This is a genomic window from Solibacillus palustris (assembly GCF_022549215.1).
GTDB classification, from domain to species: Bacteria; Bacillota; Bacilli; order Bacillales_A; family Planococcaceae; genus Solibacillus; species Solibacillus daqui.
Genome location: NZ_JAKZFC010000002.1, coordinates 222,901 through 237,766, shown reverse-complemented (window position 1 = coordinate 237,766; position 14,866 = coordinate 222,901). Strand labels below are relative to the sequence as shown.

The window sequence follows — 14,866 nt, the reverse complement described above, 5'->3', positions numbered from 1 at the left end:
GGTTTATAGCATATCTAATAAGCGATTTTTAATTTCTTCTCGGTCGTTTTCCGTACGACATAAAATTAATATTGTATCGTCTCCGCAAATCGTCCCTAGCACTTCTGTCCAATCTAAGTGGTCTAATAATGAGCCAATTGCGTTAGCATTACCTGGCAATGTTTTCATCACTAAAAAGTGTGATGCCCCATCGATTGACACAAATGCATCCGCAAGTAATCGATGTAATTTTTGAATGGGATTAAAGCGTTGATCTGCAGGTAAGCTATATTTATAACGACCATCTTGTAGTGGTACCTTTACTAAATGTAATTCTTTAATATCGCGTGAAACAGTTGCTTGTGTCACATTATAGCCTGCGTTTTTCAGTTGATCTACTAACTCATCCTGTGTTTCAATCTCATTATTTGTAATAATATCGCGAATACGAATATGGCGTTGTCCTTTATTCACAAAAGTCACCTCATTAAAGTTTTTAATAATCTATGTATATTTACACTACCACTTGCATAAAAGAAATACAAGAAAAAACCGTACATACGTTCAAAAATACGTTGTTATCAACTATTATCGAAACTTCTTTCAATTTATTATGAGCATTATTACATGATGATACGCAGTGAATAGACTACTAAATTGAATAATTTTTTGACATGAGAAAAAACGCCAAACGAAGAAATTACTTCATTTAGCGTTTTAGTTATTTTAATTGTGCATGTGCATCCTTTACAATTTCATCAAAATTATTAAAGGCAACAACATCTTCTCCATCATGCGGGTTATATAAATGGAATAAGAATTCGATATTTCCTTCGCCACCTGTTATTGGAGAAAATGATGCATCTTTCACAACAAATCCCACTTCACTTGCCATTTTTGCCGTTTCTTCTAACACAGCTAAATGTACTTTAGGCTCACGTACGATCCCTTTTTTTCCGACATTTTCTCGACCTGCTTCAAATTGAGGCTTTACAAGCGCCATCACATCTCCACCTGGTATTAATACCGTCTTTAAAACAGGTAAAATTAATGATAGTGAAATGAATGACACATCAATCGTTGCGAAATTTGGTAATCCTTCTACTAAATCTTCTGGTTTTGTATAACGGAAATTTGTTTTTTCCATTACCGTTACTCGCTCGTCTGAACGTATTTTCCACGCTAATTGATTCGAACCTACATCTAAAGCGTAGCAATGACGAGCACCGTTTTGTAATGCACAATCTGTAAATCCACCTGTTGACGAGCCAATATCAAGCATTAGCTTACCATCTACAGACATGTTAAAAATTTGTAGTGCCTTTTCTAACTTTAAGCCACCACGAGATACATATTTTAAATCTGAACCTTTTACTTGTAATGGCGCATCCATCGCAATTTTTTCGCCCGCTTTGTCAATGCGAATTTCGTTGGAAAATACAAGCCCCGCCATTATTGAGCGCTTTGCTTTTTCACGTGTTTCACAAAGTCCACGCTCTACAAGTAATACGTCCACACGTTCTTTCGGTTGTTTTGTCATAAATCTATTAAACCCTACCTGACTGTTTTTTCGGTACAAGCTTTGTAATGCGTTTTACCGCCTCATCCGCTGTTACATGAATTTCTGCAAGTAATAGGTCAACTTCACCATGCTCGATAAATTCATCCGGAATACCGATACGATCTAAGTTGATATTACGGTATCCATTTTCAAATGCAAACTCTAATACCGCACTACCAAAGCCGCCTTGAAGCATGGATTCTTCTATAGTTAAAATCGGCATTTGTGCTTTCATCAGATCATGCAACATTGCTTCATCCATTGGCTTAATGAAACGAGCATTGACAACTCGTACAGAAAGTCCTTGTTCTGCTAATTTGTCAGCAGCTTCAAGTGCCATGCCAATTGTCGTACCAAACGTTAAAATGACAGCATCGTTGCCTTCGCGTAACACTTCCCAAGAACCAATTGGTAAAGCTTTCATTTCGGCATCCATTTCAACACCTAATCCGTTACCACGTGGGTAGCGAAGTGCGATTGGACCATCATTATATTCTAGCGCAGTTTTTACCATGTGCTGTCCTTCGTTTTCATCTTTTGGCATCATTAATACCATATTTGGAATATGACGAAGGAATGAAATATCAAATACACCTTGATGTGTTTCTCCATCTGCACCAACTAAGCCTGCTCGGTCAATTCCGATGAAGACATTTAGTTTTGGTCGTGCAATATCATGTAGCACTTGGTCATATGCACGTTGTAGGAATGTTGAATAGATTGCTAAAAATGGCTTCATGTTTTGGGTTGCAAGACCTGCTGCCATTGTTGTAGCGTGCTGCTCTGCAATTCCTACATCAAAGAAACGATTTGGGAAATCCTTTTGGATACCTTCCAATTTTGAACCAACTGGCATCGCTGGCGTAATTGTTGCAATGCGGTCATCTTCTGCCATACATTTTCGCACAGATTCTGCTACTAAGCTACTCCATGCTGGCCCTTTTGTAGCCGACTTAACAAATGCACCTGTTTCCATTTTATATGGACCTGTACCGTGCCATGTCCCAACCGTGTCATCTTCTGCTGGTTTATAGCCCTTACCTTTTTTCGTAAGTACATGCACTAATACTGGACCTTCAACTTTTTTCGCATATTCTAATGTTTTTTCTAACGCTTCTAAATCATGCCCATCGATTGGTCCTAAATATTTAAAGCCCATTTCTTCAAAAAACACGCCAGAAACGACTAAATATTTCAAACTATCCTTAACACGTTCAGCCGTTGCTGCCAGTTTATCGCCAACAACAGGAATTTTATGCATTAATGATTCTAAATCCTCTTTTGCACGAGAGTATTCCTTCGCTGTGCGTAAACGGCCTAATACATCATGTAACGCTCCTACATTTGGTGCGATTGACATTTCATTATCGTTTAAAATAACGATCATGTTTGTTTTTTCGTGACCAATATGGTTTAACGCTTCTAATGCCATACCACCAGTTAACGCACCGTCACCGATAATCGGTACAACAAAATTATTATCACCTTTAATATCACGCGCAACTGCCATACCCATTGCAGCAGAAAGTGACGTTGAACTATGACCTGTTTCCCACATATCATGTTCACTTTCAATTAACTTAGGGAAACCACATAGACCTTTAAATTGGCGTAACGTATCAAATTGATCTGCACGACCAGTTAAAATTTTATGGACATATGCTTGATGTCCAACATCCCACAAAAATTTATCCTTTGGACTGTTAAAAGCTTTATGCAAAGCAATCGTTAGCTCGACAACACCTAGATTCGGCCCAATATGACCACCTGTTTTCGAGCATTTCTCGATTAAAAAGGCACGGATGTCTCTAGCTAGTGCCTCAAGTTGCTTTTTATTCAAGTCTTTTAAAAAGGATGGACTAGAAATTTTAGTTAAATCCATCTCTACACACACCTTTTCATCAGTTTATTCACCGTTGTGATTTTTCTTTTTATGTGTTTACACAATTATTCTCTGTATGAACCCATTCCTATACTTCCATATGTGATACAGTTTTAATTATTATAGCAATGTCTAACACAAGACAAAAGTTTAACACACTTTAGTTTGTACGTCTCACAATATATTGTGCAAATTGATGTAATAATGATGTATCAATACTTACTTTTTGTAATGCTTCAATAGCAAAATCGTAATGTTCGGTTAATTTTTGTTTCGCACCGTTTAATGTTAAAAGTGCAGGGTATGTACTTTTTTCTGCTGCGACATCTTTCCCTGCTGTTTTACCTAGCTGCTCTGATGTGCCTTCAATATCTAAAATATCATCTTGTATTTGGAATGCCAAGCCGATATGATGCGCATACTCCACAAGTGCTTCACGGTCTTTTGTAGAAGCGCCAGCTAATATAGCGCCTGATTCAATACTAAAACGCAGGATAGCTCCTGTTTTGTTGACATGAACTGTTTCTAGCTCTTGTAAATTTAACAAGCGTTTTTCGCCATCCATGTCTAAAATTTGACCGCCAACCATACCTTCTGCACCCGCTGCAACACTAAGTAAATGCACAAGTTCTAACTTTTGTTCGGCCGATACATTTTCTAAACGTGCAAGAATACCAAAAGCCAATGTGTTTAACGCATCTCCTGCTAATGTTGCAAGTGCTTCACCATAAACAACATGATTCGTCGGTTTTCCTCGGCGTAATTCATCATCATCCATGCAAGGAAGGTCATCGTGAATAAGTGAATACGTATGAATCATTTCAACTGCCGAACCAACGACATAGCTTGAATCTAATGGTTTGTTGTACGCTTCACAAACGGCTGCTACAAAAAGTGGACGAATTCGCTTACCGCCAGCTTTTAATGAATAGAGCATAGACTCTTTTAAATGCGCAGGTGCTTCAATTTTTTCGACTAATTGATACATTGTCTCTTCGATATTAGGTATATTTACATCAATAAATTGTTTTAAAGTCGCTTCCATTCCCTATTCTTCTCCGTTCCCTTGTTGGAAAGGTTTCTTTTCTCCATCTTCTCCAACTAGTGAAATTAATTGCTGTTCAGCGTTTTGTAACGTATCATGGCAAAGCTTAGAAAGTTCCATGCCTTTTTTATAAAGATCAATGGCTTCTTCTAACGGAACGTCACCTTGTTCTAATTTTTTCACAACATCTTCTAATTCTGTCATTGCTGTAGCAAATGTTGGTTTTGTCATTTCGCTTCCCCTTCCTTTTGCACATGCGTTTTGACAATTTTCGCTTCCGCAAAACCATCTTGGAATGTCATTTTCACAACATCTCCACTTTTAAGCTCATGTACTGATTTTACTACGTTTTCATCTTTATATGCCACACTAAACCCCTTGCTCATCAATGAAAGCGGATTTAACGCCTCTAACATGCGTACCTGATTTTGAAACGTCAACTCGTTTTGGGCTAATTGCTGTTTCATTGTACGGTGTAGTTGGTCATTCGTATGTTGTAATTGCTGTTTTGCAGCTTGTAGTTGATGTTGCGGCGAATATAGCTTCATTTTACTATCAACAGTTTGTAATTTTGCCTGCTGATTTAATAAATAGAGCTTTGTTGCATTTTGTAGGTTTGCATCAACTTGCGCAAGTCTTTCTATAAAAGGACGATATAATCGCTCAGGTGTTGCAAGTGGATAAGAATTTTGTAATTTTGATAAGCGACTACGCTCAAAATTTAAACGTGATGTCATTACTTGATGCATAAACGATTGCTTTTGTAAAATTCGTTGGAATAACTCTTGCTGACTTGGAACAGCTAGCTCTGCTGCGGCAGTTGGAGTCGGTGCACGTAAATCGGCAACAAAATCGGCAATCGTTGTATCCGTTTCATGTCCAACCGCACTTATGATTGGAATTCGACTTTCAAAAATTGCCCGTGCGACGATTTCTTCATTGAAAGCCCACAAATCTTCAATCGAACCACCCCCACGCCCAACAATTAAAACATCACAAAGTCCGTGCTTGTTCGCCAAATATATATTCTCAGTAATATTGGATGCTGCACCCGCACCTTGTACGAGTGTTGGGTAAATTACTATTTCTACTTGTGGATAGCGGCGCGTGATTGTTGTACAAATATCACGAATAGCAGCTCCAGTCGTAGCAGTTAATATGCCAATGGTTTTGGGGTATTCTGGAATCGGCTGTTTAAAATTTGGATTAAATAAGCCTTCTTTTTGTAAGCGCTCTTTTAATTGGTTAAATGCTACAAATAGCCCACCAATTCCGTCAGGCTCCATCGTTTGAGCATATAATTGATAAACTCCACTTGCTTCATATATGTTGACATCACCACGGATAAATACTTTCATACCTTCTTCAGGCTTGAATGATAATTTCGCCGCTTGATTACGGAACATTGTTGAAGTAATGCGTGAGCTTTCGTCTTTTAAAGTAAAATAAATATGACCTGAGCTATGGATTTTGACATTTGATAATTCACCAGTTACATAGACATCACGTAAATGTGGATCGGCATCAAATTTTCGTTTTAAATATTTCGTTAAGGCTTTCACAGATAAATACGAAGACATTTGCATATCACTCCTTATCGTTACGTGAAGTTAATTGCGTATAAGCTAAAAATCACGATTTTGATCTACGTCAAAATCGTGATTTTTGAAGTTAGATTATTTCGCTTGACGTTCTAACTCTTTTTCAGCTGCTTGTACAGTATTTTCTAATAACATTGTAATAGTCATTGGGCCAACACCGCCTGGCACTGGTGTAATATGTGAAGCAATCTCACATACCTCAGTAAAATTCACATCGCCCACTAATTTATTTTGTTCGTTGCGATTAATACCAACATCAATCACGACAGCACCTTCTTTAATATGCTCTTTCGTGATAAAGTTTGGTCGGCCAACCGCTGCGATCAGAATATCTGCTTGTTTTGTGAATGATGGTAAATCTGGTGTTTTTGAGTGTGTATAAGTAACAGTTGCGTCTTTTTGTAACAATAACTGCCCCATTGGCTTACCAACGATGTGGCTACGTCCAACAATAACAGCATGCTTACCTGCAATTTCAATTCCTGAGTGTTCTAAAAGTTTCATGACCCCATAAGGCGTACATGGCAAGTATGTATCTTGACCTAACATCATTTTCCCAACACTAATCGGTGAGAAGCCATCTACATCTTTTTCTGGAGAAATTGCTTGGATGACTTGATCTTCATCGATATGTTTCGGTAATGGAAGTTGTACAAGGATACCGTGAATATCACTACGCGTGTTTAATTCACTAATTTGTTCTAGTAAAGCTTGTTCTGAAATATCTTCTGGTAGTTTAATTAATTCTGAAAACATACCAATTTGCTCGCAAGATTTTTGCTTGTTAGCTACATATGTTTTTGATGCTGGGTTGTCCCCTACTAATATAACCGCTAAGCCTGGTGTTACACCTTTAGCTTTTAATGCTTCCACACGAGTTGCCACTGCTCCTCGAATTTCTTGACCAATTTCTTTACCATTAATTATTGCACTTGACATGTTGTTACTCCTTCCAGTGATCACGACAATGTGGAGGGCTGTCATCCATAGAAAAGACAGGATACGTATACGTTTGGTGACAACCGTTCCAACTAAACCTTTATATATTGTGAATCTTTATAGACTTGAATACATTGATTTTATTGCTCAGTAAATTTCGAAAGTACACCATTAACGAATTTGCTTGATTTCTCATCACCATACGTTTTGCATAGTTCGATTGCTTCATTCATGACAACTTTGTTTGGTGTGTCTAGTTCATGTAGGATTTCGTACACGGCTAAACGTAATACCGTTCTCTCAATTTTAGGTAGACGGTTAAGCGTCCATTTTTCTAATTTTTGTTCTAGCGCTGCATCAATTTCCGCTTGGTTTTCAGTTGTTCCACGAACTAATTTGTTTAAAAAAGCATTTGACTCTTGTTCTTCCTCTAGAACGTGGCCAATTGCTTCTTCAATAGTAAGTTCTGTGCTGTCTAACTGAAATAAAGCTTGGAACGCTTTTTGGCGCGCTTCAGTTCGTTTCATCACTTTAAAGCTCTCCTTCATAAGTAGCATTGGTTCTTATCATAGCATATTTTCGTAGTCATAGCACAGTTTGAATGAAAAATTTTACCGTTCTGATAAGATTTATTAGATCTATTATTAAAAGCGTTCATTTACGATAAAAATGCTGTAAGTTTGAAATTGTCGCACTTTTAAATTTTAGGTTTTCAAATGCCTTCATGTAAAAAAACGACCTCTCAAATTAAGAGATCGTTTTCTTACAATGTTTTTGCTATGATTGTCGCTTTTCCTTCAGTGCAGTAATAATTAGTTACGGTAGCTCAAAGCTAATTATTTTGAAGTGGGATGACAATTGTACCTGTTTCGCGCTTGCCGTCAGTTGTTTCAGGGAACTCGAAAAGGTATGTAATTTCTGTTACTTTTTCTTTTAGCACTACAAAATTGAATTGGCGTACATTGTGTAAAAAGTATTTAATGTCCTGCATAGCCATTAATTCTCCTACAGCTTCATAATGTGCTAATGCCTGTTCAAAGTAGGCAATAATTAATTGCATGTCTTGATCGTTCGCAATGCGAATAAAATCTTTACTCATAATGTCAAAAACTCCTCAACTATATTGCATAAATTATAGCATAAAAGTATATCAAACAATTAATTCACATTGAACTGTTGTTACTTAAATACTTGTGCAGCCTTTACAGCTTTGTGCCAACCTTCGAATAGTTGCTCGCGCTTCTTTTCATCCATTTTTGGCTCGAACGTTTGATTTAACTGCCAATGTTTTTGTATTTCCTCGATATTGTCCCAGAAACCTACAGCCAATCCTGCTAAATAAGCAGCTCCAAGTGCTGTCGTTTCATTGACTGCGGGGCGCTCTACCGGAACATTTAATATATCTGATTGGAACTGCATTAAAAAGTCATTCATTACGGCACCACCATCAACTCGAAGCGTTTTCAAGTCGATATTCGAGTCCGACTCCATCGCAGCTAACACATCGCGCGTTTGGTATGCTAAAGATTCAAGTGTTGCTCGAATAAAATGCTCCTTTGATGTACCACGTGTTAAACCAAAGACAGCACCTCGCACTTCACTATCCCAATACGGCGTACCAAGACCTACAAATGCCGGTACAACATAAACACCGTCTGAATCATCAACACTTGTAGCGTAAGCCTCACTATCTGACGACTTTCTAAACATTCGAAGCCCATCTCGAAGCCATTGAATAGCAGAACCCGCAACGAAAATACTTCCCTCAAGTGCATACGTCACTTTTCCATTAATGCCCCATGCAATCGTTGTTAGTAATCCGCTCTCAGATTTTACTGCTCCTTCCCCCGTGTTCATTAACATAAAACAGCCTGTACCATACGTGTTTTTAACCATCCCTTTTTCATAGCATGCTTGGCCAAATAATGCCGCTTGCTGATCCCCTGCAATCCCCGCAATCGGTACTTGTTGACCAAAAAAATGCTTGCCTGCGATTTCACCGTAAATTTCTGAAGACGGTCGAACTTCTGGCAACATTGACATTGGGACCGATAAAATTTCAAGTAGTTCTTCATCCCATTTCAATTCATGGATATTGTACATCAATGTACGAGAAGCATTGGAATAGTCGGTTACATGGACAGCTCCGTCTGTTAACTTCCAAATAACCCACGTGTCAATTGTTCCAAATAATAAGTCGCCATTTTCGGCTTTTTCACGTGCTCCATCTACATGATCTAAAATCCACTTGACCTTAGTTCCCGAGAAATAGGCATCAATTAGTAAACCTGTTTTATCTCGAAATAAATCGTCTTGACCAGCTTTTTTTAGTTCATTACAAATATCGATTGTTTGACGAGATTGCCAAACAATCGCATTATACACTGGCTCACCAGTGTTTTTATCCCAGACAACCGTTGTTTCACGTTGATTGGTAATACCGATTCCTTCAATTTGCGTTGCCTCTAAATTATTTTCCGACAATACCTTAGCGATTACCGTTAAAATAGAACTCCAAATTTCCTTAGCATTGTGCTCCACCCAGCCCGACTTTGGAAAATACTGTTTGAATTCCTGCTGTGCCGAAAATGCTATATTCCCTAATTGGTCAAATAAAATTGCTCGTGAACTAGTCGTTCCTTGGTCTAACGCCATAATATACTTTTCCATAAAGCTCTCCTTTTTTGTATGACATGCATCATAACAACGATTTGTATTTTTATAAAGTACCATTTATATCTCGTTAAATTACTTTACTATTTTCACATCATTTAGCGCTTTCTCTAACCACTCGATTTGTTGAAGCTTTTCCTGATCAGACCATTTTAAATATTGAGCCATTTCATCAATAACCGAATCTTTAAATTGTTCCACAAAATGAATATTGAAAAATAACGCACTTGTTCTGCGGATGAAAAAATCTGTTGCGACACTCGCTGATTCATCATTCATCGCATAGTATAATTGACCATAAACAATCGCTGGTAAATCACCTGTAGCCTGTGCTACATAGTCAAACACCTTGTCGACATTCGTGCCATAAAATTTAGCTAAATAACGACTTTGTTCTTCTGATAATCCAAGCTGTTTCCCCATGATTACTCGTTTTTGTACAAAACTCTCAAAAAATCTCGAACCACTCATATCCCCACCTGATATGGGCAAGTGTTTTGTAATTGATTTGCCAAATTTTTTATTGAACTCTTGATTTAGCTGATTGACGACTAAATCCACTATTTTTTCAGCCATTTTTCGGTAACCGGTCAATTTACCGCCAGCAATCGTAATTAGTCCACTTTCAGTTTGCCAAATTTCATCTTTACGCGAAATTTCAGAGGGACCTTTCCCTTTTTCATGAATAAGCGGACGCACACCAGCCCATGCAGATTCAATTTTATCTAACGTCAAATTCAAATTGGGAAACATATATTTAATAGCTTCAATCATGTAGTTTCGCTCTTCTATTGTTACCGTTAATTTCAATGGGTCGCCATCATAAAACGTATCAGTTGTACCGACATAGGTTTTCCCATCACGCGGGATTGCAAAGATCATACGTCCATCACTTTTGGTGTCGAAGTAAATCGCTTGCCGTAGAGGAAAATCCGTTTCGTCAAACACAAGATGCACACCTTTTGATAAGATTAAATGTTTTTCGCCAATAGTATGTTCTAATTTACGGACATCATCTACCCACGGCCCAGCAGCGTTTACCACTTTTTTTGCTTTGACAATATACGATTCACCCGTCAATTGATCCTGCACTTCAACTCTCGAAAATGATAAGTTGCTCCCTTGAAAGCCTATTACCTTTAAATAATTGAGAGCTACTGCACCATTAGCAACAGCAGCCTTCAATACTTCAATCGTTAAACGTGCATCATCTGTACGATATTCTACATACATGCCGCCACCAAGTAAATTTTCCTTTTTTAATAGTGGCTCCCTAGCTGTTATTTCGTCAGCCGATAGCATATAGCGGCGCTCACCCTTTTTTACTCCGGCTAAAATATCATAGATTTTTAATCCTAATGACGTTGAAAACGAACCAAATGTACCACCTTTATGAAAGGGTAATAGCATCCACATAGGCGATGTTACATGTGGTCCATTTTCATAAACAATCGCACGCTCACGCCCTAACTCTGCTACTTCTTTCATTTCAAATTGTTTCAAATAGCGTAAGCCACCATGGACTAGCTTAGTAGAACGGCTACTCGTTCCTTCTGCAAAATCTTGCATTTCTGCTAAGGCAACCTTTAAACCACGAGATGCAGCGTCTAATGCAATACCTGCACCAGTAATTCCGCCACCAATAATAAATAAGTCAAATGTCTGTTCTTTTAAAACTGAATGTCTTTGGACGCGCGATGCCGCTGAAAAATTTACCACTTATTTTTCCTCCTCACCAAACCAAACTATTCCTGCTATATCCATATTCTATACAGATTTCAAACACACCTTTTTATAAAAACCTTAGACTTTCATATCCACCATGAAAAAAGGGCTGTACAAAAAGTAAAAAACTTTTTATACAGTGCCCTTCTCAAGTATATTAAATTATTCAGCTGTTGCTGTTTCGAATTGGATTCCTGTCACATGAATATTAACTTCACTAGTTTCAATTGCTGTCATGTTTAAAATGGCTTGGCGAATTGTTGATTGTACTTCTTTTGCTACTTTTGGAATGGCATAGCCGTATTTTACAGTACAAAAAACATCAATGACAATATTGCCTTCTTCAGACATCGCAGATTTAATGCCTTTAGAGTGTACCTTTTTTCCGAAGCGCTCTACCACACCTGTCGTAAAATTGCCGCGCGTTGCTGCAACGCCCTCAACCTCAGTTGCTGCGATACCAGCGATGACTTCGATGACTTCTGGTGCAACTTCGATTTTACCTAATTCTTCTTTACCAACTGGTGTTGGCTGCACAAATGCTACTGGTTGTTTTTCTGCCATGTTCAAAACATCCTCTCTTATGTAAACTAATCATTTAAGGCTTACTGTTACCTAAGCTCAGTATACTACAATTACTTACATAGTGTTGGTTCAAAGCGCACTTTTTCCGAAAAAACATCTAAGTTTTCAATCGTTCCACACAAATTGCGCCTGAACAGGATCAACTTGAACAATTTCATATTTTTCACAGTAATGCTTTGCTACAAGTAAAATATCTTGGCGCACTTGCAGCATCAGCTGAGTATCATTTGTCGCAACAAAATAACGAATTAATACGCGGTAAGCACTCGGTCGAATTTCATCCACCGCAACATGGATAACTGTTTTTAAAGTTTTAGGATGTAAGGCAATTTGTTCGCGTAGTGTTTCCACAAATTGTACAATTTCCGCTTCGTTATTCTCGGTCGATAAAAATAAATAATGCTCCACTTTACGCTGTGTACGCTTTGATAAATTATATATCGGACGATTCACTAAATAGGAATTCGGCACATAAACAAGCCCTTTATCCGCTGTTTGAATAAGAGTGCTTCGCAAATTTATATCTTCAATCGTACCGTCAATTTTTTCATCACCGGTCATAACCCAATCACCAATTTGAAATGGTTTATCTAGCACTACACTCATACCACTAAAAATATGCGCTAATATGTCCCGGATACCAAAAGCGAGAGCAACACCCGTTAAACCAATCGCCGTTAAGAAACCATTTAAATTAAAGTTCCAAAGTGATGCAATCGTAAACATCGCAAGGACCATTACGATTACTTTACTCATCCGCAAGAAAAATGGAGTCAATAAATCTTGATCTTTTCCCGTTTCAAAGCGTTCCGGGTTTTTCAAATAAAAGCCTAACACGTCATAAAGCGCTTTAAATGCAAAATATATATAGACAGAATCAATAAACCTACTTAATTTCACATGATCAAACAAATTCACTTCCACTAAAAGCGAGCAGGCAAGTACAAGTACCATAAAAATGAGCGCATTACGCATGGAAGGGAAAATATTTTTCGCGATATCACTCATAACCGGATGCCCGCGCTCTTCTAACATACGAGCGAATTTAAATATTATTGGACGAAAAATAAATTGAATGAACAATACCCCAACAATTACAATTAATAAAGCTGTTACGCCATCTGCCCATGTTGGTGGTTTAACGTTTGGAATTAACCATTTAATTGAGTCCCACAAAATCTTCACCTACTTTTTTTATTGCGAAAAAAATCATACCATGTAAGAAATTGTTTTGACTAGGAAAAGCATCTATTTTCGCTATCCCCAAAATATTTTCAACAACATCGAAGCAATTGAAGCATTTGGTCATTTTACCTAAATCTTTTTAATCGATGGTACAAATCTAGTTCTGAGGGAGCCTGCTGAGCATTCAACGCGCTTTAACGAGAAAAAACAGAAAAACCACCCAAAATTTGCTTTTGGGTGGTAAATACATTAGTGCGGCATATAAACAAGTTGTAACACAAATAATACGGCAAAAATATAAACTAGTGGATGTACATCACGTGCACGTCCTTTAAAAATCATGACAAGCGGATAGCTAATGAAGCCAAGTGCAATCCCTGTAGAAATACTTGAAGTCAATGGCATCGTTAAAATAACTAAAAATGCTGGGAATGCATCTTCAATATCATCCCATTTCATGTTTTTCACAACACCAATCATTAAGCTCCCTACAATAATTAGCGCGGGAGAAGTGATTGCAGCGACACCTGATAATGAACCAACCAGTGGACCAAAAAATGAGGCAATAATGAATAACACTGCCACCGTCAATGAAGTTAATCCTGTACGACCACCAACGGCAACCCCAGAACCCGATTCCAAATAAGCTGTCGATGGGCTCGTACCAAACATCGCACCAAAAGTTGTTGCTAAAGAATCTGATAATAGCGCTTTACGTGCACGTGGTAATTTATCATCTTTCATCAAACCTGCTTGCTTTGCAACTCCAATCATCGTCCCCGTTGTATCAAATAAAGTAACTAAAATAAACGAAAACACAACGCCATATAGTCCGTATTCAATAACTTCACGAATCGCATTGATTGGATTGAATACTATTATTCCCTCAGGTAAATGCGGCATTGCCACGACTTTCTCAATCGTTAGTTGACCTGTCAGTATAGCAATAACCGCTGTGACAATCATCCCGATAAAGATTGCACCATTTACTTTTCGTGCCATTAATGCAACGGTAACAAATAAACCAATAATCGTAAGTAGTGTAGCAGGTTCTGCAATGTTACCTAGAGCCACTAAGTTCGAATCATTCGCAACAACAATACCTGACATACGCAAACCAATAAATGCGATAAATAAACCAATACCCGCTGTAATGGCTAATTTTAAGTTTTCTGGAATCGCCGTAATTAATTTTTCACGGAACGGCGTTAAACTAATCAAAATAAAGATTAAACCTGCCACAAATACTGCTGAAAAGGCCGTTAAATACGTAATTTCTCCATTTGAAGCTAAAACAACGGTATAAGTAAAATACGCATTTAACCCCATTCCCGGTGCAACTGCGATTGGATAATTCGCACACAACGCCATCCATCCTGTACCAATCACAGCAGCAATAATTGTCGCCATAAATACTTGATCAATCGGCACGCCTGCATCTGATAATATAATCGGATTAACGATAATGACATAAGCCATCGTTAAAAACGTTGTTAACCCTGCGAATATTTCACGCTTCACCGTCGTACCATTTTCTTTTAATTGAAACATATTCATTCCTTCTTTCAAAAACACGAACATTATTTAAGAACTCAACTATAGTATTCGTTTTTGAGATGAAATGCAATATATTTACCACAAATAATAAATGTTATACTATTTCGCTTAGTCAGACTTTTTAGCAAATAGAA

14 protein-coding genes are annotated in these 14,866 nt (G+C 37.8%); all 14 read right to left on the bottom strand.

All coding sequences use genetic code 11. The features are described 5' to 3' along the window. Positions 1-3: 3 nt before the first annotated feature. Complete coding sequence (gene ahrC, locus LZ480_RS08205) at positions 4-453, bottom strand: transcriptional regulator AhrC/ArgR (protein WP_241368924.1); 450 nt, start codon at positions 451-453, stop codon at positions 4-6. A gap of 247 nt (positions 454-700) precedes the next feature. Then, a complete protein-coding gene (locus LZ480_RS08200) occupies positions 701-1,519 on the bottom strand; it encodes a TlyA family RNA methyltransferase (RefSeq protein ID WP_241368923.1) in 819 nt (272 codons plus the stop codon). Positions 1,520-1,526: 7 nt separating this feature from the next. Further along, on the bottom strand, positions 1,527-3,422 hold the full coding sequence (gene dxs, locus LZ480_RS08195; RefSeq protein WP_241368922.1) for a 1-deoxy-D-xylulose-5-phosphate synthase: 1,896 nt from the start codon (positions 3,420-3,422) through the stop codon (positions 1,527-1,529). 160 nt (positions 3,423-3,582) lie between these two features. After that, a complete protein-coding gene (locus tag LZ480_RS08190) occupies positions 3,583-4,467 on the bottom strand; it encodes a polyprenyl synthetase family protein (RefSeq protein ID WP_241368921.1) in 885 nt (294 codons plus the stop codon). Positions 4,468-4,470: 3 nt separating this feature from the next. Continuing rightward, positions 4,471-4,698: an exodeoxyribonuclease VII small subunit gene (gene xseB, locus LZ480_RS08185; RefSeq protein WP_241368920.1), complete on the bottom strand. Its 228-nt coding sequence runs from the start codon at positions 4,696-4,698 to the stop codon at positions 4,471-4,473. Next, on the bottom strand, positions 4,695-6,053 hold the full coding sequence (gene xseA, locus LZ480_RS08180; RefSeq protein WP_241368919.1) for an exodeoxyribonuclease VII large subunit: 1,359 nt from the start codon (positions 6,051-6,053) through the stop codon (positions 4,695-4,697). Before xseA ends, xseB begins: the two co-directional genes overlap by 4 nt. Before the next feature lie 90 nt (positions 6,054-6,143). Beyond that, complete coding sequence (gene folD, locus LZ480_RS08175) at positions 6,144-7,007, bottom strand: bifunctional methylenetetrahydrofolate dehydrogenase/methenyltetrahydrofolate cyclohydrolase FolD (RefSeq protein WP_241368918.1); 864 nt, start codon at positions 7,005-7,007, stop codon at positions 6,144-6,146. 140 nt (positions 7,008-7,147) lie between these two features. Further along, positions 7,148-7,534 carry a transcription antitermination factor NusB gene (gene nusB / locus LZ480_RS08170; protein WP_241369165.1) on the bottom strand — a complete coding sequence of 129 codons (387 nt, stop codon included), beginning with the start codon at positions 7,532-7,534 and terminating at the stop codon, positions 7,148-7,150. A 305-nt stretch (positions 7,535-7,839) separates the two neighbouring features. Then, positions 7,840-8,106: an aminopeptidase gene (locus LZ480_RS08165; protein WP_241368917.1), complete on the bottom strand. Its 267-nt coding sequence runs from the start codon at positions 8,104-8,106 to the stop codon at positions 7,840-7,842. Positions 8,107-8,186: 80 nt separating this feature from the next. Beyond that, positions 8,187-9,677, bottom strand: a complete 1,491-nt coding sequence (glpK, locus tag LZ480_RS08160) for a glycerol kinase GlpK (RefSeq protein WP_241368916.1) — start codon at positions 9,675-9,677, stop codon at positions 8,187-8,189. Positions 9,678-9,755: 78 nt separating this feature from the next. After that, positions 9,756-11,399: a glycerol-3-phosphate dehydrogenase/oxidase gene (locus LZ480_RS08155; RefSeq protein ID WP_241368915.1), complete on the bottom strand. Its 1,644-nt coding sequence runs from the start codon at positions 11,397-11,399 to the stop codon at positions 9,756-9,758. Between the two features lie 168 nt (positions 11,400-11,567). Continuing rightward, on the bottom strand, positions 11,568-11,969 hold the full coding sequence (locus LZ480_RS08150; RefSeq protein ID WP_241368914.1) for an Asp23/Gls24 family envelope stress response protein: 402 nt from the start codon (positions 11,967-11,969) through the stop codon (positions 11,568-11,570). Between the two features lie 126 nt (positions 11,970-12,095). Next, positions 12,096-13,166: a mechanosensitive ion channel family protein gene (locus tag LZ480_RS08145; protein WP_241368913.1), complete on the bottom strand. Its 1,071-nt coding sequence runs from the start codon at positions 13,164-13,166 to the stop codon at positions 12,096-12,098. 258 nt (positions 13,167-13,424) lie between these two features. After that, positions 13,425-14,726, bottom strand: coding sequence for an NCS2 family permease (locus LZ480_RS08140; RefSeq protein ID WP_241368912.1), 1,302 nt, complete (start codon positions 14,724-14,726; stop codon positions 13,425-13,427). Positions 14,727-14,866 lie beyond the last annotated feature (140 nt).

Bases quoted from the DNA above. Each gene is read 5' to 3' on its own strand.
- LZ480_RS08200 (WP_241368923.1), bottom strand. From the start codon at position 1,519: ATGACAAAACAACCGAAAGAACGTGTGGACGTATTACTTGTAGAGCGT.
- dxs (WP_241368922.1), bottom strand. From the start codon at position 3,422: ATGGATTTAACTAAAATTTCTAGTCCATCCTTTTTAAAAGACTTGAAT.
- LZ480_RS08190 (WP_241368921.1), bottom strand. From the start codon at position 4,467: ATGGAAGCGACTTTAAAACAATTTATTGATGTAAATATACCTAATATC.
- xseB (WP_241368920.1), bottom strand. From the start codon at position 4,698: ATGACAAAACCAACATTTGCTACAGCAATGACAGAATTAGAAGATGTT.
- xseA (WP_241368919.1), bottom strand. From the start codon at position 6,053: ATGCAAATGTCTTCGTATTTATCTGTGAAAGCCTTAACGAAATATTTA.
- folD (WP_241368918.1), bottom strand. From the start codon at position 7,007: ATGTCAAGTGCAATAATTAATGGTAAAGAAATTGGTCAAGAAATTCGA.
- nusB (WP_241369165.1), bottom strand. From the start codon at position 7,534: ATGAAACGAACTGAAGCGCGCCAAAAAGCGTTCCAAGCTTTATTTCAG.
- LZ480_RS08165 (WP_241368917.1), bottom strand. From the start codon at position 8,106: ATGAGTAAAGATTTTATTCGCATTGCGAACGATCAAGACATGCAATTA.
- glpK (WP_241368916.1), bottom strand. From the start codon at position 9,677: ATGGAAAAGTATATTATGGCGTTAGACCAAGGAACGACTAGTTCACGA.
- LZ480_RS08150 (WP_241368914.1), bottom strand. From the start codon at position 11,969: ATGGCAGAAAAACAACCAGTAGCATTTGTGCAGCCAACACCAGTTGGT.
- LZ480_RS08140 (WP_241368912.1), bottom strand. From the start codon at position 14,726: ATGTTTCAATTAAAAGAAAATGGTACGACGGTGAAGCGTGAAATATTC.